Below are 20,909 nucleotides of genomic sequence, written 5' to 3' on the forward strand. Positions count from 1 at the left end.
TCGGACATGGCCATGCATCGGCTGAGAGAGAGCGGCCCCACCCGTCGCATCTCGGGCAGTGCGAGTGAGCGGGCCGCGGCTCCGTCGGCGGGGCGCATCGCGCGCGAGTGGGCCCGGGCATCCGGCGCCGATCCGCTCCGCTACGGCGTCAACGTCCTGCTCGCCGCCATCGCGCTGATCATTCTGTCGCCGATATTCCTGCTGATCGCGGCGCTGGTGAAGCTCACCTCGCGGGGGCCGATCTTCTACAGCCAGGTGCGCGTGGGGCTCGACCGGCGCGGCGGGGCCGACGACTCGAGCAACCACCGCCGGGCCCTCGACCTCGGCGGCAAACCGTTCACGATCTACAAGTTCCGCACGATGCACCAGGGCGCGGAGCACAAGAGCGGCGCGGTCTGGGCCAGCCAGGCCGACCCGCGGGTCACGCTGGTCGGCCGGTTCCTCCGGCAGTACCGGCTGGACGAGCTGCCCCAACTCATCAACGTGCTCAAGGGCGAGATGAACATCGTCGGGCCCCGTCCCGAGCGGCCGCTCATCTTCGCCGAACTGCGCCGCAACATCACCGAGTACCCGCTGCGCCAGCGGGCCAAGCCGGGCATCACCGGGCTCGCCCAGATCAATCACCATTACGACGCATGCCTCGATGACGTGCGGACGAAAATCCGCTACGATCTCGAGTATATCCGCCGGCAGAGCCTGATCGAGGACATGAAGATCATGCTCAAGACGGTGCCCGTCGTGCTCCTCAGGCGCGGCGGCTGGTAGGTGTCGGCGACGGCGCTGCGCGACGATGCCCGCCGAGCCTCCATCGGAACCCGAGCCGGCGCAGGTCCGATCGCCGCAGCCGCAGTGGCCGCGGCGATCTTATTTGCCGAGCCCATGGCCACGCTGGTACGCGACTGGTGGACCGACAGCAACGCCGGTTACGGTCTGTTGCTCGCGCCGCTCGCCGTCTGGCTTGCATGGCGGGCCGGGCTGGCTCCGGATCGGGCGCCGAACGTCTGGCTCGGCACGGCGTTGCTCGCATTGGCCGTGCTGCTCCGGTATCTGGGTGGTCTCGCCGCGGAGCAGTTTACGCTCCGGTTCTCCATGGTGGTGGCCGCGGCGGGTCTCGCGGTGTTCGCCTGGGGCACGGTGCAGGTGCGGCGATGGTGGCTGCCCCTCACACTCTTCGCGCTGTCCATCCCTCTCCCCGTGGTGGTCACGAACACTCTGGCGCTCCCGCTCCAGCTCAAGGCGTCCGCCATCGGGGCGGCGCTGCTCGAGTGGCGGCAGGTCCCCGTCCGGCTTGCCGGCAACATCATCCAGCTCCCCGGCCGGCAGCTCTTCGTGACCGAGGCCTGCAGCGGCCTGCGGTCGCTCACCGCGCTCCTTAGCCTCGGTGTACTGCTGGGTGGCATCTCGCTCCGCACCTGGGTCGGGCGGGCGCTACTGGTCGCCGTCGCAATCCCCGTCGCCATCGTGGTGAACGCGATCCGCGTGTTCCTGACCGGGTTCCTGGTGTACTTTGCTGACCCGAAGCTGGGCGAGGGGTTCATCCACCTCACCGAAGGCTGGCTGCTCTTCATCGCGGCGTTCGCGCTGCTCGGGTGCCTCGCCTGGGCCGCCGGCCTCGTCGAATCGCGGCTCGTGCCGCGCCGGTCCAATGCCTGAGTGGCAGCGCTACGTCCCCGCACTGCTTTTCGGGCTCGGTTGCCTGATGCTCGGCGTCGGGGCGGAGCGGCAAAGCGCCACGCCGCTCGCTGAGCCGCTGTCCGCCCTGCCCCGGTCGCTCGAGGGCTACCACGGAGCCGATCTCGCCATCGCTGAGGACGAGCAGCAGGTTGCCGGCATGTCGTCGTTCGTGTACCGTGCGTTCGCGCGTGACAGCGTACCGGCGTTCACGGTGTACGTGGGATATTATGCACGCCAGGTGCAGGGCCAGACCATTCACTCGCCCAAGAACTGCCTGCCGGGCGCTGGCTGGGAGGTCGTGGCGAGCAGCGTCGTGCCGCTTGCGACCTCGGCGGGCCCCGTCAAGGTGAATCGGTATCTTCTGGCCAATCACGGGCATCGGGCGCTGGTGTACTATTGGTACCAAGGCCGTGGGCGGGTCGAGGCAAACGAATACCGCGTGAAGCTCGAGCTGCTGCGGGACGCTGCGCTGCGCGGCCGCACCGAGGAAGCCCTGGTGCGGGTGGTCGTGCCCCTTGGCGAGGCGCACGCCGACGCGCAAAGTCTGGGTGCGCGGGTGAGTGCCGCGTTGGTCCCGGAGATCGCCCAGGTGCTTCCAACCTGAGCACATGGCCGCACCTTCGCCCCCGTTCGGAAACGAGGAATAACCGATGGCCGCTTTGCGAGGCCCCGCCGTGCCGCGCGCGCTCGGCGCGGTCGCCATTCTCCTGATCGTGACCCCGCTCGTGGACCTGGTCGGTACCGTGCTGCCGCTCCGGCCATCGGAGGTGGCGTGGCGCTTCGGCACGTACGGATTGCTCACGAGCGCGCTGGTGACGCCGATCGTCGGGCTCGCCCTTCTGCTCGCCCTCGGGGCCATGATGGAGCGGCGCGGGCTGCTGCTCACCGTGGCGGTCGTGTCGGGGGTGCTGGTGGTCATCGTGCTGGGGTGGCTCGCGCTCTTCGTGCTCGATTTCATCCAGTTGCGTCAGGCGGTGGCGATCGGCAACAAGGCATCGTACGATGCGGCCGCCGTGAAAGCCGCCGTGTATGCGGCCGTCGAGGCGATCACCCTCGCCTTCCTCGCTTTCGGCATCAGCGATACCCGCCGGTGGGCGCTGCCGGCGCACGGAACCAGCCGAGGGCAGCCGCTCGGGCTCGTGGCCAAGATTCCGGTCGATGAGGGGTACTGAGAGGACTTCCGGTGGGCTGGCCGCCGCGGCAGCTTCCTGGGACGAGTTGGTGGCCGCCAACCGCGCGGCCGATGCCACCGCGCTTTCCCCCGTAAGCATTCGTCGACTCGCGCGTGAGGCGCGCCGGCTCGCGCCGGCCGACCAGGTGCGGATCGCCTATCTGGGTGATATCACCTTCGATCCGCTGCCCGAATTCGTGGCGGGGGTCGGTGTCGCCTCGGGTTTCGCGGCCGCCGGGTATGTGGCTCCGTTCAAGCAGTACGTCCAGGAGCTGATGACACCGGGTGCGGGCCTTCGGACGTTCGATCCCCACGTGATCGTGCTCGTGCTCACCCTGCGCGAGCTGTGTCCCGAGGTTGCGCTCCGCGGCTCCCGCCTTTCCGCTGATCAGCTCAAACAGGCGGCGGCGAGCGTGCTCGACACTGTCACCGCGTGCGTCGAGCGCGCGCTGGCCGGCAGCAGCGCCAGCCTGCTCGTAGGCAACTTTGCCCCGCCTTCCGGCCATCTGCTCGGCCTTGCCGACCAGAAGCGCGAATTTGGCGAGGCGGAGTTCTACGCCGAGGTCAACCTGGAACTGGCGCGAAGGCTTCGGCGCGAGGCTCGGGTTCAGATTTTAGACCTGGACCAGCTCACGGCCTATGCCGGCAGGGCAAAGGTTTGGGATCCCCGCCTCTATTACCTCGCGAAGATGCCGTGGCGGGAAAGCTTTCTCCCGTTGCTCGCCGAGCAGATCGTGCGGCAGAGCAAGGTGGCCCTGGGGCGCCTGCGCAAATGCCTCGTGCTCGACCTCGATAACACGCTCTGGGGCGGCATTGTGGGCGAAGCGGGGCCGGACGGTATCAAGGTGGGCCCCGGCGATCCGGAGGGCGAGGCGTTCTTCGACTTCCAGTCGCGAGTACGCGCGCTCAAGGACCGCGGCATCATCCTCGCGCTCTGCAGCAAGAACAATCCTGCCGACGTGCAGGAGGCCTTCGCGCGGCGGACCGAGATGCCGCTCACGCTGGACGACTTCGCGGCGATGGAAATCGGATGGGAGATGAAGCACCTGGGCCTGGAGCGCATCGCCCAGCGGCTCAACATCGGGCTCGACAGCCTCGTCTTCTGCGACGACAACCCGGCCGAGTGCGAGCTGGTGCGCCAGATGCTGCCGCAGGTCGAGGTGCTCGAGCTTCCGAAGGATCCCGCGCAGTTTCCCGCGCTGCTCGACCGGGTCCACGGATTCGACCGGCTCGTACTCTCGGATGAAGACCTGGAGCGCGCCCGGCAGTATCGGGAGAACGCGCAGCGCGGCGAAGCGCGGGGCGCCTTCACCGATCTCGGCGCGTACCTCGCGAGCCTCGGTACGACGATGAGCGTCGGTCGGGCGACGCCGGCCGAGCTCTCGAGAGCGCATCAGCTCTTCGCCAAGACCAACCAGTTCAATACCACGACCCGCCGCTACTCGCTCGCCGAGGTCGAGCGATTTCTCTCGGACCCGAGAGGCGCGCTTTATACCGTCCGCGTGAGCGATCGTTTCGGGGACCTCGGGCTCGTGGGCCTCTGCCTCGTGCGGGCTGCCGAGCATGGCTGGGTGTCGATCGACAGCGTCGTGCTGAGCTGCCGGGCGATGGGGCGTGGGGTCGAGCATGCCATGCTGAATCACGTGAAGCAGCGTCACGTCGCGGAGGGCGGAGCGGCGGGATTGACGGCGCGCTTCATCCCGACGAAGAAGAACGCCCCGGCGGCCGGCTATTTCGAGAGCGAGGGGTTTCGGGTGACCGAGCGCGCTGCCGACGGCATGACCGACTACGTCCTCGACACGGCCTCGTGCCGGCCGACTCCATGCGACTGGATCCAGGTGACTGACCGTGACCGCACCGATTGACGACCGGCTCAAGGCGATCCTTGCCGAAGTGCTCGAAGTACGCCCGGCCGCCATCGCGGACGACTTCAGCCGCGACAGCACGCCCAACTGGGACTCGCTCGGCCACCTCACCCTCGTTTCCACGCTCGAGTCGGAGTTCGGCGTCACGTTCGGCATGGCTGAAATGCTCGAGCTCACGAGCTATCGCCGGATCCGGGACGCCCTGGCGAAGCATATGGCGGCCTGAGCGCCGGCGCGATGCCGGAATTCGACAAGTCCAAATCCATCCGCGGCATCCTCGGCGATCCGCGCGGGTCCGCGTTTCGGACCTACCGCCGGCTCACGGTAGGCAATATCGGCCTGCCCGGGTTTCTCGCCTGCGAAATCCTCATGTCATCGCTCGGCCCGCTGCCCGGCGCGCTCGGGCTCGTGCTCCGGCGCCGGTGCTATCGGCGGCTCTTCGGGCGCTTCGGGAAGGGCGTCATCATCGGGCGCAACTGCACCTTCCGCCATCCGCGCAGAATCCATCTCGGCGACGGCGTCGTGATCGATGACAACTGCCTCATCGACGCGCGCGGCGCCGAGGACAAGGGCATCGTGCTCGGCGCCGGTGTCATGTTGAATCGCAATGCGTCGCTGCAATCGAAGCAGGGCGACATCGTGATCGGCGACCGGGTGAGCATCGGGGCCAACAGCCAGTTCGTCTCGTGGGCGGGTATCGAGATCGGCGCCGACGCGGCCGTCGCGGGCGGCTGCTACATCAGCGCGGGCAGCTACGATCCGGCGGACATGGGCCGGCCGATCGCCGAGCGGAAGCCGTCAACGGCGGGGCCGGTCGTGATCGGTGAGAACGCGTGGCTCGCGACGCGGGTGACGGTGCTCGATGCCGTCACGATCGGAGCGGGCACCATCGTGTCAGCGGGGTCGGTGGTAAGCCGGAGCCTCGAGCCGATGGTGGTCGCGCACGGCAACCCGGCCAAGGTGGTCTTCCGGGCGCGCTGAGGCGCGCTAACTCCCCTCGGCGCCCGCCGGTGCGGCTGCCACGTCGCCCGGCCGGCGGGTGGGCTCCCAGATCGGATTCTGCTCGCGCCGGAGTGCCTGCATCCAGGCGGCGAGCCCCGCCACGTTGACGGCGACGACGTAGCCGCAGATCGCGAACGCGCGGGGCACCGGGCGGCCTGAGGGCCACGCGAGCGCGTAAATGCCCAGCGCGCTCACCACCGCGGAGATGAAGAGGAGCACCGAGGCGACCAGAGAGCCCGGGCTCGACAGCGCCAGCCCGATAAACGCGCCCGGCAGCGTGAGGTGCACCAGCCAGCGGCAGAGCTTGTGGCTCGCGAGCATCCAGGAAAACCAGCCGTAGCGCACCGGGTTCAAGAGCGACCGCTTATACCACAGCGTGTCGAGTCCGCGCGCCATCGTGCGCACTTTGCGGCGCAATTCGCTGCGGAGCGACGTCGTGCGCGGCACGAGGCAGACGGCGGCGTCCACCGAAACCGTACGGAAACCCCGCTCGCGCGCGCGGAGCGGGGCAGCAAAGTCTCGGCTCAGGGCGGCGGGAAAAAGCAGGTCCACCAGCTCACGGCGGATGGCGTAGAAGCAACCGCTTGCGCCGACGATCGACCCGGCCCGCGTCTCGAGCGAGCGGAGCCACATTTCGTATCCGACGTAGCCCGACTCGCCGCTGTTGCCCTCCTCACTCAGCTTGCCGACGCTCCGGTCGCGGCCCGAGGCCACGCCCACCGTCGGATCCTGGAATGCACGAATGAGGGGCCTGAGCGAGCCCGGAAGAATGCGGATGGTCGCGTCGGTGTTGACTACGATCTCGCCGCGGAGGTGGGGCGCCGCCGCGTTCTCCGCCGCCGTCTTGCCCGCCCGTTTGGGCAGGCGGAGGAGCTCGACGCCGCGGTCGGCAAACGTCCGCACGATGGCGTCGGTGCCGTCGGACGATGCGTCGGAGACGACGAGGATCTGGCGGCGCTCCGCCGGATAGTCGAGCGCGAGCAGGCTTTCGAGCGTGGCGCCGATCGACCCAGCCTCGTTGTACGCGGGAAGCGAGATGCTGATGCTGGGCCACTCGGCGGGATCGAAGGGTTCGGGAGCGGCGGGCCGGAATGCGGCCAGAACGCGGAGCAGCGCGGGGTAGCCGAGATAGGCGTAGAGGGCGAGTGCGGCGGGCAGCGCGATGAGAAAAAGTGCCACCACCCTCATCGCGCGACGCTCCGGTAAATCTCGGCGTATCTCTCGACCCAGGGTGCGAGCCCGCGCTCGGTGCGCAGGCGTTCGACGGCCGCCGTGGCGCGGTGGCGCGCGGCCAGCGGGTTGCCGGCGACGGCATCGAGTGCCTCCGCTAGCCCGGCGGGATCCTCACTCGCGACGAGCAACGCTTCGCTGCCCGAGACCACGTCGGGCACCCCGCCCACGGCGGTCGCAACGATCGGAGTCGCGCTGGCCATGGCTTCGAAGAGCACGATGGGAGTTCCCTCCGTTCGAGAGCTGAGCACGAAGCAATCAAAGGCGGTGAAGAGGCGCCCGGCCTCGGGCACGCTGCCGGACCAGGTGATGCGAGCCGCCACCCCCAAGTCGGCGGCGAGGCGCCGCAGCGCCGCACCCTCTACACCCGATCCGAGGATCACGGCGTGAATGCGTCGGTCTCGGGCGAGGGCGATGGCACGCACCAGCACGTCCGCACCCTTTTCGCGACTCAACCGGCCGACCCACCCCGCCGCGAACGCGGCGTCCGGCACCCCAAGCAAGCGGCGGGCCTCCTCCCGCGGCAAGGGGTCGGGGTCGCGGGGCGCCGCATTGGGAAGCAGGTGGATGCGTTCCGGCCGGACGCCTCCGTGCGCGAGGCGCGCCACGAGGGGGCGGGACACTGCCACCACGGCGTCGAAGCGGCGGAACGCGCGGGTTTGCAGGCGCTCGTAGAGGCGGTTCTTCCAGCCACCGCCCGTGTAGCCGTGCACGGTGGTCACGATCGGCCGGTCGAGGCGCCGAGCGACGCCGCCGCCCTGCAAGTCGGCGCGGTAACCGTGCGTATGCACCACATCGGGTGCGACGGCCCTGACCAGCGCCGCCAGCTCGAGGCGCTCCCGCGCGTACGCGCGGGAGCGCAGCCGAAACGCCGACACCTCGACGCCCTGCACGCGCAGGCGATCGAGAAACGGCGGCTCCGGCCCGGCCGCGTCAAGTACGGCGCCAACGTGGACATTTTGGCCCGCGCCACGCTGACCGGCAGCAAGGGCCTCGACCACGCGCTCGAGGCCCCCGACCGGCGCCGGCGCGGTGACGTGCAGAACGGCCGGCCCGACCCGATGCGGAGCCGCCGCGCCATCCGTGGCTGGCCCGACACTTGCTTTTCCCACTGCTTCAGCGAACCTCCATGTTCACCCCGGAGCAACGATGGTCGCGGTAGGGCGGCTCAGCGAGACACGTGCGGCAGCGCGTCCGGCGCTCGGCCGCTGGCGTTTCACGGCGGCGGTGGCGGCAATCTTTGCCGTCTTTGTGCTGCTCAGAATCGTCGCCTGGCACCGCACGGTGCTGCTCGAAGACAGCGACAGCGTGGGATTGGTGAACCAGGCCAAGCTGTGGCTCACGATGGACCCGGCAACGATTCTCGCCGGGCTCAACCCGGACAACACGCCGTTCGTCCCCGTCCTCATCGGCCTCGTACACCTGCTCGGCGTACCGCTCCTGGCCGCCGGACGCGTGGTCTCGTTCGCCTTCAGCCTCCTGCTTTTCGGCGCCGTGCTTGGCATCGGCGTGTACATGGGGGGCCGTCGTGCCGCGGTGGCGGCCGTGGTGCTCCTCGCGTGCAGTGCGACCCTGGTCCCGCTCTCGTTCGCGGTGCTCACCGAGCCAGCGTATATCGCGACGGTCTACCTGGGCCTGTGTCTCTTCCTGCGCCAGTATCGCCGGCCAACCCCCGGCTGGGCCATTTTGCTCGGGGCGGTGTTCGCGCTCGCGTTCCTCAATCGCACCGAAGGCCTGCTTTTTCTCCTCACCGTGCCCGGCCTGCAAGCGCTCCATTGGCTCATGGAACGCCCGACGGATTATGGTCTGCGGCGGCTCGCGAGCTGGTCTCTCGCGTACGCACTCACCTTCCTTCTGCTCGTCACACCGCAGCTCTGGCGGGTGAGCCGCCAGATGCACGGCCTCGCCATGAACGGCCGCCAGGCCTGGGCGGTCCTGCTGGCGCACCCGGACCCGCGCTCACGGGAGGCCAAACTCTGGGGGCTCGACTACAGCCCCTCCCGGGTCAACATCTACGTGGTGCAGTCCGACGCAGGGCTCAGGGAGCGGCTGTCGGAGGGCGAGAGTCCGCTCAACTTCATCAAGTCGGCCGTGTGGAATTTACAGGACGTGTACCGCTACCACACGACACGAATGCTCGGCCCGCTGGGCGTCATGCTCTTCACGATCGGGCTCGTGGTGCTCGCGCGGCGCCGGGCGTACTTCGCGGTGGCGACGGTGCTGCTGCTCGGACAATTCCTGACGGCGCCGGTGGTGCAATATCACGTGCTCGCGCGCCACGTGATGGTGCTGCTGCCGCTCGCGCTGATCGTAGCCGGGCTCGGAGCGGCCGAGCTGCCCCTGTTCCTGTTCGGTTTCGGCGGCGCGTGGGGGCGGCGCGCTGTAGCGGTGACGGGGCTGGCGTGCACCGCGTGGGTGGCGGCTGAAGCGCTTCCGCTCCACGAGGCGCTCCAGCCGGACACATTCAACAACGAGTACAACCCGGCCGAGCTGCGGGAGCCGGAGCGCATCGTCCGTACGATCACCCATAACGAGCTCACGCATCGTCCGGTCATCGCGGCGAAGCGTGGCTATCTCACGCTCGATGTCGATGGCGTGGACACCGTGCTGCCCTACACCGACCTCGCCGGGCTCACTACCTACCTGCACGCCAATCGGGTGGATTTCCTGTTCCTCGAGGACGCGCAGATCGCGACCTTCCCCTTCCTCCCGGCGTTTGCCGGCGACCCGCCCCCGCCGGGCTACACGCTGCTCTACCGCAAGGCTACAGCCACCAACGGGACGATCGCGCTCTATCGGGTGAATCCGCCCGATGCCGCAACCGCCCCGAATGACGTGAGCTCGATGCCGCGCTGACGCAGGTCGGCCAGGACGTCCGGATCGGTGAGTGCGCGCAATTCGTCCTGCCAGTGGTAGTGCCAGTGCCGGTAGCGGGGCCCCGCGTCACCCGCGCCGGGGTGCGTCATGAGCTCCCACGTTCCGCCGGAGAGGCGGCCGAGCAGCGCGCGAAGCCGCGCCGCGCTCAAGTGTCCCCCTTCGAAAAATCCGGCAAACCCGTCGACCCGGCGGGGTATGTGGCTCGCCGCCGCATCCGAGAGCGCCGCGACGGTTACCGCGCCGGCAACGCGCGCGAGGGGCGCGCGACCGAGCCAGCGGAGCGGCGCCCTTTCGCGCGGCAGCCGGATCGCGCCGATCCCGTACTCGCGCGCCAGATCGATGACGACGCGGAGCACGCCGGGCAAGAGGTGGACATGCTGGTGGCTGTCGAAGTGCGTGGGGCGGAAGCCCGCCGCGCGGATGCGCTCGCACTGCGCCTGGAGCTCGCGCCGGAGCTCGTCGGCGTTGATCCGGCCCCGCGCGTAGCGGCGGGCGAACCGCGCCGCGCTCCGATGGAAGCAGCCGTCGGCTCCGACGAGCGAGGGGACCTCGCGCGGGTCGAGGACCGGCCGTTCTTCGACCAGCGTGAGGTGCACGCCGAGGTCGAGCCCGGGCGCCGCGCGGGCGCGGCACACCGCGTCGTCGAACGCGGCACCGTTCGCCATGAGCGAGGCCGACGTGAGCATGCCGTCGCGATGGGCCTGGACGATGCCGTCGTTGACGATCTCGGCGAGTCCGAAATCGTCGGCGTTGACGATGAGACGAATTGCGGTGGGGCTCGGTTCGCTATGAGGCGAATCGCTGCGCATCGCCGGTGGCGGGCACCGAAGGGTCGGCTCGCGGCACGTCGCCCGCAACAGTGGTGCTGATTCCGTGGGTATCGCTCACCAGATACAGCGGCCGTTGCCGAACCTGCACCAGGATGCGTCCCAGGTATTCACCTAGCACCCCGATGAGGATGAAGAGAATGCCGAAGAGCAGCGAGACGAGGGCGACGATCGTCGCCCAGCCGGGCACGATGCGCTCCGGCATGAAGATTTTGACGAAGACGGTCTGGACCAGCACGGCGAAGGCGAAGAGGCTGGTGACGAGGCCGATTACGATGCCGGCGCGAAGCGGAACGACGGAGAAAGACGTGATGCCGGCCCAGGCGAACTTGATCATGCGGCGGAGCGTGTACTTCGTCGTGCCGGAGTAGCGCTCGTCGGCCCGGAACGGCACCCGGGTGTTCGGGTAGCCTACCCATTCGACCAGGCCGCGAAGGAAGAGACCCTCCTCGCGGAGCCGTACCAGCTCCTGCACCACCTGCCGGTCGAGCAGCCGAAAATCGGCCATGCCGGGGGTGATGCGGACCCCGCTCAGGAACGAGAAGATCCGATAGAAGGCTCGCGAGGTGAGGCCCTTGAACCACGACACGTCCTCGCTGTCGGCACGCACGGTATGCACGATCTTGAAGCCGCGGCGCCACTCGTCCAGCAGACGGGGCACGACGGCGGGCGGGTGCTGGAGATCGGCGTCCATGCTCACGACCACGTCGCCCCGGGCGTGAGCCAGGCCGGCCAGGAGCGCATACTGATGGCCAAAGTTTCGGGAGAGCCGGATCCCGCGCACCCGCGGGTCGGAGCGGCCGAGCTCGCGGATGCGCTCCCATGTGGCGTCGGTGCTGCCGTCATCCACGATGACGAGCTCCCACGCCACATTCTCGTCCAGCAGTACGCGGGAAAGCTCGTCGTGAAGGCGGGCGACATTGCCCTCTTCACAGTACGCCGGCACGACGATCGAAAGCAGCACCGGGCGCGGCTCCGCGCCCGTATGCAGTGTGAGTGAAGTGGAGGGTGCCCCGGGTGAGGCCTCGACCGGCGTGCTCATTGCATTTCCGGACTCAAAGATGCGCCGTCCCCGTGCAAGAGGCACGCCGCAGCCGGGCATGGGGTAAATTCACGCGCCGCACGCCGCTGGTTTGCCGCACCTGATGCCTCCGCGCTACACCGCGACATCGGTGCGAGGGACCCGGGCAGCACATGACTTGCGGGAGCGCTGCGCGGCCGTGATAGTTGGGCTCGGCAACCACGCCCGGGGGACCATGCGAAAACTTCTGGCCAGTCTCTTCTGCGCGAGTATACTCTGCGTTCAGGCCAAGGAGGCCCTTTCCACGTTCCGCTATAACAACTGGTACTGGCCGTTTGTGAACTACCCCATGTACTCCGACAGCCACCGGATGGGCGACTCCGTCGTCCTGGTCCAGGTCCGCGCGGTCCCCTGCGGTCAGGCGAGCACCGGGGATACCGTGACGTTCGGGCAGTTTCACGTCATCCGGTACAACTTCGAGGCCCTCATTCAGCGCGCGGCGCAATTCCCCGGCTGGTCGGCCGAACAGGCGGACACGGCGCAGCGGACGCTCGATCGACTGGCCCAGCGCAACCTCAACCCGTCGCCGTGCCACATGCAGATATGGGCCAGGACGATCCGGATAGGTCGGAACGGCCCTGACACGACGGGTAGCGCCCCCAAGCTCCTGCGTAGCTGGTCGGTCGCGCCCGATTCCGCCTAAGCCGCTCAATGAAATCACTGCTCCGCCGCGCCGACGCATACTGGTTCGGCCCGGGCTCGCTCACCAACCTCGCGATCGTCCGGATCGTCGTCGTGGCGATGCAACTCAGCCTGTTGCTCTTTCCGACGATGTCCATCGGATACATCGGCGCATGCTCAGGCTGCAGCATCCGCTATCAGGACTGGCTCACCCATGTCAGCGACCGGCAGTTCAAGCCCATTCCCGCGCTCAAGCTCCTGCTGTTGCCGTTCGGGTGGGGCGTGCGGCCGGAGCCGATGTTCCTCCACGCGGTGTGGCTCGCCGCGGTGGTCGCGGGAATCCTCGGCCTCATCGGCCTCTATACCAAGCCCAGTCTCATCGTGCTGGCGGCTACGTGCACGTTGCTCGTGGCGCACAGCTACTCGTACGGCGAGTTCCATCATCCGGAGGCGGCATTCACGATCGCGCTCTGGGCGCTGGCATTCGGCCCGAGCGGCGCGGCCTGGTCAGTCGACGAGCTACGCTTCCGGATCCGCCATGCGGTGGCGGGCATGCGCTTCACCCGCTTGAGCGCGGCGGACCGGACGAGCACCTTCGCCCGCTGGCCGCTCCGGCTCATCCTCTGGGTACTCGCCATCGCGTACCTCTCGGCGGGCCTCGCCAAGGTGGTGAACGGCGGGCTGGCGTGGGTCAACGGCTACACGCTGTCCTATGCGCTCGCGCGCGATGCGATCCACCGCGAATCGGGGCTCGGCCTCTGGGCGGCGGGCCAGATCGGCGCGCTGCGGCTGCTCTCGCTGGCGACGATCGCCTTCGAGTCGCTCTTCTGGCTGGTGATCATCTTCCCGGTGCTGAGCTGGCTATTCGTGCTCGCCGGCACCGCGGTACACACGGGCATCTTTCTCACCCAGCGCGCTCCGTTTCCCCAGCTCATCGTCCTGTATATCGTGCTGATCGAGCCGCTCCGGCGCTACTGGCCGGCGGCGCTGAGCCCGAGTCCCGCCAAGTCCGACTGGACCGTGATCTACGACGGCCTCTGCCCGCTCTGCATCCGGAGCATGGTGCTGCTGGACTACGTGGACGTACGGCGGCGGCTCAGGTTTGTGGATCTCGAAACCGAGTGGTCGGCCGCGGCGGCGAGGGCGCCCGGCGTGACACCGGGCGAGGCGCGCCATGCCATGCACGTCGTGGGGCCGGACGGAGTCGTGTACCACGGGTTCTTCGCCTTCCGACGCCTTGCCCGGGCGCTGCCGTTCCTCTGGCCGCTCCTGCCCGCGCTCTACGCACCATTCGCCGCGACCGTAGGCCCCCAGGTCTATCGAGGGATCTCCGGCCGTCGCGGCCGCGCGCCCTGTCGGGCGGAGGCGTGCGCGGCCTGAGGCTCAGGGGCCGGCTGCCACCATTGCGTCGAAGAAGAGACGAATCCGATGGGCGATCTCCTCGCGCGTCGGGCTGATGGTCGTCCCCGCCGGGCTAGGCTCGAGCCCGTGATCGCCGTTCTGCACGACCTGCACACCGCTTGGAATGCCGCTGATGCTGCCGGGGCACCGCGCCGAGCCCAGCGCAGCGCACATGTTCTGCGATTGCACCGGATCCACGACCACGTCGGCGGTTCCATGGAAGAGGAGGCCGGGTCCGTCGTCGGGTGAAATGTTGTGGATCGGGCTCGCAATCCACCGCTGCGAGCCATCGGTTGTGTCCGTCGAAGTGAACACGTCGTTGGAATTGTCGGCGAGCTGACTCGGGCGCGTGAGGTCCGAGACGCCGTCCATGCTTGCGTAGGCGCGCACCTGGCTCGAGAAGCTGAGGAAGTGCACGTCGCCGTCAGAGATCGGATCCTGCGCCGCGGCGGCGAGGTCCAGGAGGGCGGCCAGTGTGGCACCGGCACTCGTGCCCCAAGCGCCGAATCGGTTCGGATCGGCCCCGTACACCCGCGCATTGCCACGGAGCTGGCGAACAGCGCATCGAACGTCCTGCTCCGGCACGGGCCACTTGTTACTGGTGGCGGTCGAGAGTCGGTAGTTCAGATTCACGACCAGGTAGCCGTGATTCAGGAGCGTGTCTCTCACCTGGCCGAAATGCCAGCCTGCGTCGGTCTTGTCGCCGCTGGTCCAGCCGCCGCCGTGGATAAAGATCGCCACCGGGAGCGGCCGCGGAAACGAGGCGCTCGGCTCGTACACATCCATCTGCCGGTAAATCTCGAGGAAATCACAGTAGTCGATGTCGGTGTGCGGTCCCGGCGCGAGCGAGACGGTGACCTGCGCGGTGCCGCTCGCGCTGCCGCTCGTCGCGGTGATCACGGCTGAGGCGCTCTCCGACGAGAGCACGGTGTCGGTACCGGCGGTGATCCTGCCGGCCGTGGATACGCTCACCTTGAGCGGATTGCTCGATGTCCAGGTCACCGGGGCACCCGTAAGGACGTTCCCGTTCGCGTCCTTCACTGTCGCCGAGAGCTGGAGTGAGCCGGTCGCCGGGATGTTGGGGGCGCCGGGTGTGACGGAGACCGTACTGGCACCGCCGCCCCCGGTCGAGTTGACGATGACTGCGCTGCTCCCGCTCTTCCCCTCGCTCGTCGCCGTGATCGTGGCCGAACCCGCCGCCTGCCCGGTCACGACACCGGTGGACGACACGGTAGCGTTGGCGCTGTTGCTCGACCAGGTGACGGCACGTCCGGTGAGCACGTTGCCGTTCGCATCCTTGAGGGTGGCCGTGAGCTGCACGGTGGCGCCGACGTTGACGCTCGCGGGATTGGGCGACACGGTCACCGTCGCCACCGGCACCGCCGTTACGTTGACCGTGGCCGAGCCGCTCTTGCCGCCGCTCGACGCAGTGATCGTGGCGCTCCCAACCGCGACGCCGGTCACCAACCCGCTGGTCGATACCGTGGCCTTCGAGGTGGCATTGCTGGACCAGGTCACCGTGCGGCCGGAGAGCACGTTGCCATCGGCGTCCTTGAGCGTGGCCGTGAGCTGCACCGTTGCGCCCGTCTGCACGGAGGCCGGGTTGGGCGTCACCGTTACCGTCGCGACCGGCACGGGGCTCACGGTGAGCGACGCGCCGCCGCTCCTGCCTTCGCTCGCCGCCGTGATGGTGGCAGTGCCCGCGGCGACGCCGGTGACGTCGCCACTCGGCGAGACCGTGGCGACCGAGGTGTTGCTGCTCGACCAGGTGACGGCGCGGCCGGTGAGGACGTTGCCGCCGGCATCCTTGAGGGTGGCCGTGAGCTGCACGGTGGCACCGACGACGACGCCGGCCGGATCGGGCGAGACCGTGACCGACGCGACGGGCGCCAACGGCGCCGCGCTCACGGTGAGCGCCGAGCCGCCGCTCTTGCCCTCGCTCGTTGCGGTGATGGTGGCGCTGCCGGCGGCGATTCCCCTGACGAGGCCGGTTGCCGACACGGTCGCGACGCCGGAGTTGTTGCTCGACCAGGTCACGCCGCGCCCGGTGAGCACGTTGCCGTCGGCGTCCTTGAGCGTCGTCGAGAGCTGGACCGTGGAGCCCACCTGGACGGTCGATGGATTGGGAGACACGGTGACCGTTGCCACCGGCACGATACTCACGGTGACCTGAGTCGAGCCGCTCTTCCCGGCGGCGGTGGCCGTGATCGTCGCTTGCCCGGCGGCGATGCCGCTGACGAGGCCGGCGGACGACACCGTCGCGATGCCGGACGCGCTCGTCGTCCAGGTGACGGCGCGGCCGGTGAGCACGTTGCCGCGCGAATCCTTGACCGTGGCGGTCAACTGGGTGGCGCCGCCCACCGAGACCAAAGCCGGGTTCGGCGTGACGGTGACCGAGCCGACCTTGCCGTTGACCTTGACCTGCGTGGATCCTGCCTTGCCGGCCGCGCTGGCCGTGACGGTGGCCTCACCCGGCGCGAGCGCGAGGACCAAGCCGCGGTTAACCGCAATGATGGCAGGATCGCTGCTCGACCAGATGAGCCCGCTCAACGGCACGGGGTCGCCCGCCGCATTCTTCGCAGTGGCCGAGACGCGGACCGAATCGCCGACGGACAACGTCGAGTCGGTCGCCACGAGCGAGATCGTCGCGATCTGGGTCGGCTCGAACACTCCGTCGTCGCAGCCCAGCACGGCGCCGGCGCAAGCGGAGGCGAGCAGCAGCAAGCACAGGCGCGGTCTGATGGCCACCCCCACTGGCGCCGGCGGCGGAACCGATGAGATTCGGCCGCGAGGCATGTAACTGATTTGCTGCGAACTGGCCGACTGCAACGGCGCCGGACGGCACCGCACGACGCAGCCGGGCGTGTGCGGGTCAGGCCGGAAAAAGCACGGAGTGTGCCGATCGGGGGTAGATTCTGCCTGCCGCGGAGGGGACTGTCAAGCACCGCAAGCTTAAGAGGTTGCACCGCCCCGGGGGACCCGAATCGTCACCCCTCGAGGCGCCCTCCCGTCCAGCTGTCGGCTACGTGCTACACCGATTCGTGCACCTGCGGGACGGGGACAACAACTTGGAGCCCTGCACCCTCACCAAACCTCAACCAGCCGGGGTGGTGCCCGCCGGCCGCCTGCGAATGTCGGCGACGATCCCGTTCCAGAACACCATTCCGGGCAGCACCATGACGACCACGTCTACCGCGCGGCAGAGCACCGAAACGGCCAGCGCCGCCGTCACCGGAACCCCGAAGAGGCCGAGCAGATAGACCATGGCACCTTCGCCCACGCCGAGCCCTCCGATGGAGAGCGGGAGCCGGGTGACGAAGAGCGTGAGCGGCATGGTCACGACCGCCGCCGTGAACGACAGGTGGACGCCAACAGCTATGGCGCATAGCCACAGATTGGCGATGGGGAACCACTGCTCCCCGACCGAAAGCAGTCCCACCATCGCGAGCACCGCCGGGCGCCGGCGGTACACCTGGTAGGCTGTGCTCAGGCGAAACACGAAGTTGAAGCCGCGGGGCAGACGCCCGCGCCTCGCCAGACGCTCGACCCACCCCGCGAGGCCCGGCACGAGCGGGATGAGCGTCACCCCGACGCTCACGCCGAACGCGGCAAGGGCCCACGGGAGCAGGGAACCGAGCGGCAGGTCGGCGTGGATGGCGAGGATGAGCGCGATGCAGGCGAGCACCCCGCCCGCGGAAAGCCCTAGCAGCCGTTCGGCGACGATCGACGCCGCGACCTCCGCCACGGTCTGCCGGGAGCGGCCAACGGCGGCGGCCCTCACGGCATCCGCACCGACTGTGGAGGGAAGGAGGTACTGCGCCACACCGGAGCCGAGGTAAGCGCGCAAGGCCGGGAACCAACGCGCGTCCGGCACCTGAACGCGAAGTAGCGGCATCCACTTTCCGACCATCACGAACCGATCGGCAATCAGCACGACGAGCGCGATCAGGAGCGGCACCGGCCGCGCGGACGTGACCAGCCGGGCGAGGTCGCCCAAATGCACGAGGTGGAGCAGAAGCGCGATGAACGCGACCGTGACCGCGGTGCGGAGCAGCCGGCCGCCCCATTTCGGGCGCACGTTGGCGCCCGCGGGCACCGGTGGTCCGGCGCCGCGGACCGCGTGGTCGGACGCCCGAGCGCGGGATTGCTGCTCCGAGACGGTCACGGCTCGCTCGCGCGTGGGCGGAGCCCGACGAGGTCGCGCCAGAGGAGCGCACCGGGCAGTGCCACGCACAACTCGAGCACCCGAAACAGGAGCGACAGCGCCACCGCCTCCGCGACCGCAATGCCATAGAGCTCGTCGAGCAGGAAGGCAAACCCGCCCTCGGCGATCCCGAGCCCCCAGATCGTGATCGGCAGCCGGTACAGCACCAGGGTGATCGGAGTGACCACGAGCAGCATCCGCAGGGTGATTGCGCTGTTGATGGCGAGACCGAGAATCCACATGATCACGACGACGAGGCCGGTTTCGAGCAGCGACAGCAGCAGCACACCGAGCATCGTTCCGGGATGGTTCCGGTACACGGTGTACGCGCGGCCGAACCGGCTGATGCCGCGCACCCATCGGGACGAGGCGCCCCGCCTCGCCCAGGCCCGCATCCGCGCGCGGATCGGATGGCTCAGGGACGCGAGCAGCGCCCCGAGCCCGAGCGCCACGAGCGAGAGCGCCCAGAGGCGGAAGCTCCGCAAGTGATGCGTGGGGGGAAAAGCGATGAGGACAGCGGCGAGATTCGCGATGACGAGCGCCGTGAGTCCGAGCACGCGTTCCATGGCGATCGACGCACCGATCTCGGCCACGGCGTTGCGCGCGCGGCCGAGGGCCATCGCGCGGAGCACGTCGCCGCCGATCGAGGCGGGCAGCAGAAACGACGCGGCAAATGCCGCATGATACGCCCGGATCGAGGGCCAGAGCCGGAGGTCGGGCGCCTGCAGCGTGGCCAGCGGGTACCACTTGGCCGCCTGGAAAATGCGGTCGGCCGCGAGGACCGCGAAGGCCAGCGTGAGCAGCAGCGCGTCGGCGGTGATGACATGGTGCCAGGCGCCCCTCAGGTCCACCTGGCTTACCAGCGTCGCGACGAATGCGGCGGTGAGGAGCCACGCCAACGCCATCTTCCGGCGACGTGGCGGCGCGGCTGCGGGGGCGGCGGCGAGCTCTGTCATGCGGTGCGGGCCAACGCGGCGCGCGGCGGCTGAGACCGGCCGCCCAGCGTCTCGGCGAGCTCCGATTCGACCGCCGCGACGGACTGGCCCTCGATGTGAATGCGGTACCAGAGCTCGGCGTTGAGCAACAGCCAGAGCCGGTTGCCGTGGTCGGCCCGGCCGGCAAGATGGCTGCCGAGCATCGCCTCGATGGCGGGCGCGCGCAGCAGGCCCGCCTGGACCAGTCGGGCATCGCGCAGCCAGTGACCGAAGATCGAGCCGAACTGCGCGCGCATGAGATACGGCAGGGCCGAGGAGAAGCCCTGCTTGGGCCGCCGAAGCACCTCGGGCGGGATGTACCGTTCGGCCAGGCGCATCTGCAGATAGCGGCGGCGGCGGCCGCGGATCTTGAGATTGACCGGGAGTGTGGCCGCGAACTCGGCGAGCCGATGGTCGAGGAACGGCGATCGGGCCTCGAGCCCGTGGGCCATGCTCATCCGATCCAGGATCATCACCGAGTGGTTCGGCAGCCGCACCATGCTGTCCGCGAGCAGCATGCGGTCCACGGCGTCCTTCACCCGGGCATCGCCGTGCCAGCGGATGACCGATGCCTCCGCGTCAAACGCGGCCACCGAGCGCCGAAAGTCGTCGCTGTAGAGCTCGGCCCGGCGCGGCGGGGTGAAGTAGGCGTAGCTCAGGCTGCGCGCATACCGGCGGCCCTCGTCCACCTGCGCCAGCTCATCCATCCAGCGCACCTGGTGGGTGAGGCTCTTGTACCAGGCGCCGTCCGGGGCGAGCGCCAGAATCCGGCGCACCACGTGCCGGCGGAGCGCCGCGGGCAACGCCGCGTAGTGCCGCACGTAGAGCGTGCCGTAATAGCGGTCGTAGCCGCCGAAGAGCTCGTCGCCGCCGTCGCCGCCCAGGGCCACCTTGACCTCGCGCCGCGCCGTGGCCGACAGTTGATAGAGGCAGACGCTCAGCGGGTCGGACGGCTCATCGAGGTGGTACACGACCCTCGGCAGCAGGCCGACGATGTCGCCGTCGATGACGCTCGCGTGATGGGTGGTGCCGTAGCGTGCGGAGACGAGGCGGGCCGCCGGCCCTTCGTCGAAGCGGCCGTACGGCAGACTTACGGAAAAGGTGTGGAACGGCTCGTCCGTGGCGGCACGCATGGCGGCCACGACCAGCCCGGAATCGACGCCACCGCTCAGGAACGCCCCGACGGGCACGTCGCTCACCATGTGCAGGCGCACCGCCTCGCGGAGCTCGTGGTCGAGCCGGTCGAGCGCCTCCGCCTCGGTGAGCGGCTGCTTGGGCTCGAACTTGAGGTCCCAGTACCGCTCGACCGACACCCGGCCATCCGACGCGTCGAGCAGATGGGCCGGCGGCAGCTTGCGGATGCCGCGGAACATCGAGCGATCGTCCGCAATGACACGCAAGGTGAGGTATTCGTCGAGGGCGATGGGGTCCAGGGTTCGAAGGGCCGGTGCCACCGCCAGAATGGCCTTGATCTCCGAGGCGAAGTAGAGCCGCTCGCCCTGACGCGCCCAGTAAAGCGGCTTCTGCCCGAGATGATCGCGGGCAATGAGAAGGCGGCGGCGGCGCCGGTCCCACAGCGCAAAGGCGAACATGCCGCGCAGCTCGCGCACGAGGTCCGCGCCGCGGTCCTCATAGAGGTGCACCAGCACCTCGGTGTCGCTCTGGGTGCGGAAGCGATGACCGCGGGCGAGGAGTTGCCGGCGGAGGGTCTGGTAGTTGTAAATCTCGCCGTTCAGCACCACCCAGACGGTATCGTCCTCGTTCGGGATGGGCTGCCGGCCGCCGGCGAGATCGATGATGGAAAGGCGGCGGAAGCCGAGCCCGAATCCGGGCTCTACATGGATAGTGGCGTCGTCCGGGCCGCGGTGAGCGATGGCATCGGCCATGCGCCCCACCTCGTCGCCCGCGACGCTGCTTCGATCCAGGATGCCGACGAATCCGCACATGGGCGCCGCCCGGCTGCAAGAGTGAGACCCCGCCCC

Annotated in this window: 18 protein-coding genes; 10 read left to right on the forward strand and 8 right to left on the reverse strand. The window is 69.1% G+C overall.

All coding sequences use genetic code 11. The annotated features are described in order from the left end of the window. Positions 1 to 12 precede the first annotated feature (12 nt). The 7 genes from VFW66_00615 to VFW66_00645 all read left to right on the forward strand — a co-directional run bounded on the left by VFW66_00615 (position 13) and on the right by VFW66_00645 (position 5,691). Positions 13 to 765, forward strand: coding sequence for a sugar transferase (locus VFW66_00615; protein HEX5385179.1), 753 nt, complete (start codon positions 13 to 15; stop codon positions 763 to 765). Positions 766 to 849: 84 nt separating this feature from the next. Next, positions 850 to 1,653: an exosortase/archaeosortase family protein gene (locus VFW66_00620; protein ID HEX5385180.1), complete on the forward strand. Its 804-nt coding sequence runs from the start codon at positions 850 to 852 to the stop codon at positions 1,651 to 1,653. Beyond that, positions 1,646 to 2,278, forward strand: a complete 633-nt coding sequence (locus VFW66_00625) for an EpsI family protein (GenBank protein HEX5385181.1) — start codon at positions 1,646 to 1,648, stop codon at positions 2,276 to 2,278. The genes VFW66_00620 and VFW66_00625 overlap by 8 nt, the downstream gene beginning before the upstream one ends. Before the next feature lie 46 nt (positions 2,279 to 2,324). Next, positions 2,325 to 2,846 carry a hypothetical protein gene (locus VFW66_00630; protein HEX5385182.1) on the forward strand — a complete coding sequence of 174 codons (522 nt, stop codon included), beginning with the start codon at positions 2,325 to 2,327 and terminating at the stop codon, positions 2,844 to 2,846. Beyond that, on the forward strand, positions 2,833 to 4,710 hold the full coding sequence (locus tag VFW66_00635) for an HAD-IIIC family phosphatase (GenBank protein ID HEX5385183.1): 1,878 nt from the start codon (positions 2,833 to 2,835) through the stop codon (positions 4,708 to 4,710). Before VFW66_00630 ends, VFW66_00635 begins: the two co-directional genes overlap by 14 nt. After that, positions 4,694 to 4,936, forward strand: a complete 243-nt coding sequence (locus VFW66_00640; GenBank protein ID HEX5385184.1) for an acyl carrier protein — start codon at positions 4,694 to 4,696, stop codon at positions 4,934 to 4,936. The genes VFW66_00635 and VFW66_00640 overlap by 17 nt, the downstream gene beginning before the upstream one ends. A gap of 11 nt (positions 4,937 to 4,947) precedes the next feature. After that, complete coding sequence (locus VFW66_00645; GenBank protein HEX5385185.1) at positions 4,948 to 5,691, forward strand: acyltransferase; 744 nt, start codon at positions 4,948 to 4,950, stop codon at positions 5,689 to 5,691. A gap of 6 nt (positions 5,692 to 5,697) precedes the next feature. Here the strand turns inward: VFW66_00645 and VFW66_00650 are convergent, their stop codons facing one another. Together VFW66_00650 and VFW66_00655 are read right to left on the reverse strand one after the other, a co-directional pair. Continuing rightward, positions 5,698 to 6,900, reverse strand: a complete 1,203-nt coding sequence (locus VFW66_00650) for a glycosyltransferase family 2 protein (protein ID HEX5385186.1) — start codon at positions 6,898 to 6,900, stop codon at positions 5,698 to 5,700. After that, a complete protein-coding gene (locus VFW66_00655) occupies positions 6,897 to 8,054 on the reverse strand; it encodes a glycosyltransferase (GenBank protein ID HEX5385187.1) in 1,158 nt (385 codons plus the stop codon). The genes VFW66_00650 and VFW66_00655 overlap by 4 nt, the downstream gene beginning before the upstream one ends. 37 nt (positions 8,055 to 8,091) lie before the next feature. On the opposite strand from VFW66_00655, the gene VFW66_00660 reads away from it, so the two are divergent. Beyond that, on the forward strand, positions 8,092 to 9,798 hold the full coding sequence (locus VFW66_00660) for a hypothetical protein (GenBank protein ID HEX5385188.1): 1,707 nt from the start codon (positions 8,092 to 8,094) through the stop codon (positions 9,796 to 9,798). On the opposite strand, the gene VFW66_00665 is transcribed toward VFW66_00660, so the two are convergent. Together VFW66_00665 and VFW66_00670 are read right to left on the reverse strand one after the other, a co-directional pair. Next, positions 9,735 to 10,628: a ChbG/HpnK family deacetylase gene (locus VFW66_00665; GenBank protein HEX5385189.1), complete on the reverse strand. Its 894-nt coding sequence runs from the start codon at positions 10,626 to 10,628 to the stop codon at positions 9,735 to 9,737. The two genes, VFW66_00660 and VFW66_00665, sit on opposite strands and share 64 nt — an antisense overlap. Continuing rightward, positions 10,606 to 11,610, reverse strand: a complete 1,005-nt coding sequence (locus VFW66_00670; GenBank protein HEX5385190.1) for a glycosyltransferase family 2 protein — start codon at positions 11,608 to 11,610, stop codon at positions 10,606 to 10,608. Before VFW66_00670 ends, VFW66_00665 begins: the two co-directional genes overlap by 23 nt. A 292-nt stretch (positions 11,611 to 11,902) precedes the next feature. On the opposite strand from VFW66_00670, the gene VFW66_00675 reads away from it, so the two are divergent. Together VFW66_00675 and VFW66_00680 are read left to right on the forward strand one after the other, a co-directional pair. Next, positions 11,903 to 12,370, forward strand: a complete 468-nt coding sequence (locus VFW66_00675) for a hypothetical protein (protein HEX5385191.1) — start codon at positions 11,903 to 11,905, stop codon at positions 12,368 to 12,370. Positions 12,371 to 12,378: 8 nt separating this feature from the next. Continuing rightward, positions 12,379 to 13,728: a DCC1-like thiol-disulfide oxidoreductase family protein gene (locus VFW66_00680; GenBank protein ID HEX5385192.1), complete on the forward strand. Its 1,350-nt coding sequence runs from the start codon at positions 12,379 to 12,381 to the stop codon at positions 13,726 to 13,728. A 3-nt stretch (positions 13,729 to 13,731) separates the two neighbouring features. Here the strand turns inward: VFW66_00680 and VFW66_00685 are convergent, their stop codons facing one another. From VFW66_00685 to asnB, 4 genes are all read right to left on the reverse strand, one after another. Beyond that, on the reverse strand, positions 13,732 to 16,497 hold the full coding sequence (locus VFW66_00685; protein HEX5385193.1) for an Ig-like domain-containing protein: 2,766 nt from the start codon (positions 16,495 to 16,497) through the stop codon (positions 13,732 to 13,734). A 346-nt stretch (positions 16,498 to 16,843) separates the two neighbouring features. Then, a complete protein-coding gene (locus tag VFW66_00690; protein HEX5385194.1) occupies positions 16,844 to 17,914 on the reverse strand; it encodes a lysylphosphatidylglycerol synthase transmembrane domain-containing protein in 1,071 nt (356 codons plus the stop codon). Then, the gene (locus tag VFW66_00695; GenBank protein HEX5385195.1) at positions 17,911 to 18,909 is read right to left on the reverse strand and encodes a lysylphosphatidylglycerol synthase transmembrane domain-containing protein; all 999 of its coding nucleotides are present in this window, start codon (positions 18,907 to 18,909) and stop codon (positions 17,911 to 17,913) included. The genes VFW66_00690 and VFW66_00695 overlap by 4 nt, the downstream gene beginning before the upstream one ends. Beyond that, positions 18,906 to 20,873, reverse strand: coding sequence for an asparagine synthase (glutamine-hydrolyzing) (asnB, locus tag VFW66_00700; GenBank protein HEX5385196.1), 1,968 nt, complete (start codon positions 20,871 to 20,873; stop codon positions 18,906 to 18,908). The genes VFW66_00695 and asnB overlap by 4 nt, the downstream gene beginning before the upstream one ends. Between the last annotated feature and the right edge of the window lie 36 nt (positions 20,874 to 20,909).

It is taken from the genome of Gemmatimonadales bacterium (assembly GCA_036279355.1).
Taxonomy (GTDB): domain Bacteria; phylum Gemmatimonadota; class Gemmatimonadetes; order Gemmatimonadales; family GWC2-71-9; genus DASQPE01.

Excerpts from the sequence above, each read along its gene's own strand:
- VFW66_00645 (HEX5385185.1), top strand. The coding sequence starts at position 4,948 with ATGCCGGAATTCGACAAGTCCAAATCCATCCGCGGCATCCTCGGCGAT.
- VFW66_00630 (HEX5385182.1), top strand. The coding sequence starts at position 2,325 with ATGGCCGCTTTGCGAGGCCCCGCCGTGCCGCGCGCGCTCGGCGCGGTC.
- asnB (HEX5385196.1), bottom strand. The coding sequence starts at position 20,873 with ATGTGCGGATTCGTCGGCATCCTGGATCGAAGCAGCGTCGCGGGCGAC.
- VFW66_00650 (HEX5385186.1), bottom strand. The coding sequence starts at position 6,900 with ATGAGGGTGGTGGCACTTTTTCTCATCGCGCTGCCCGCCGCACTCGCC.
- VFW66_00635 (HEX5385183.1), top strand. The coding sequence starts at position 2,833 with ATGAGGGGTACTGAGAGGACTTCCGGTGGGCTGGCCGCCGCGGCAGCT.
- VFW66_00665 (HEX5385189.1), bottom strand. The coding sequence starts at position 10,628 with ATGCGCAGCGATTCGCCTCATAGCGAACCGAGCCCCACCGCAATTCGT.
- VFW66_00615 (HEX5385179.1), top strand. The coding sequence starts at position 13 with ATGCATCGGCTGAGAGAGAGCGGCCCCACCCGTCGCATCTCGGGCAGT.
- VFW66_00675 (HEX5385191.1), top strand. The coding sequence starts at position 11,903 with ATGCGAAAACTTCTGGCCAGTCTCTTCTGCGCGAGTATACTCTGCGTT.
- VFW66_00625 (HEX5385181.1), top strand. The coding sequence starts at position 1,646 with ATGCCTGAGTGGCAGCGCTACGTCCCCGCACTGCTTTTCGGGCTCGGT.
- VFW66_00660 (HEX5385188.1), top strand. The coding sequence starts at position 8,092 with ATGGTCGCGGTAGGGCGGCTCAGCGAGACACGTGCGGCAGCGCGTCCG.
- VFW66_00680 (HEX5385192.1), top strand. The coding sequence starts at position 12,379 with ATGAAATCACTGCTCCGCCGCGCCGACGCATACTGGTTCGGCCCGGGC.
- VFW66_00695 (HEX5385195.1), bottom strand. The coding sequence starts at position 18,909 with ATGACAGAGCTCGCCGCCGCCCCCGCAGCCGCGCCGCCACGTCGCCGG.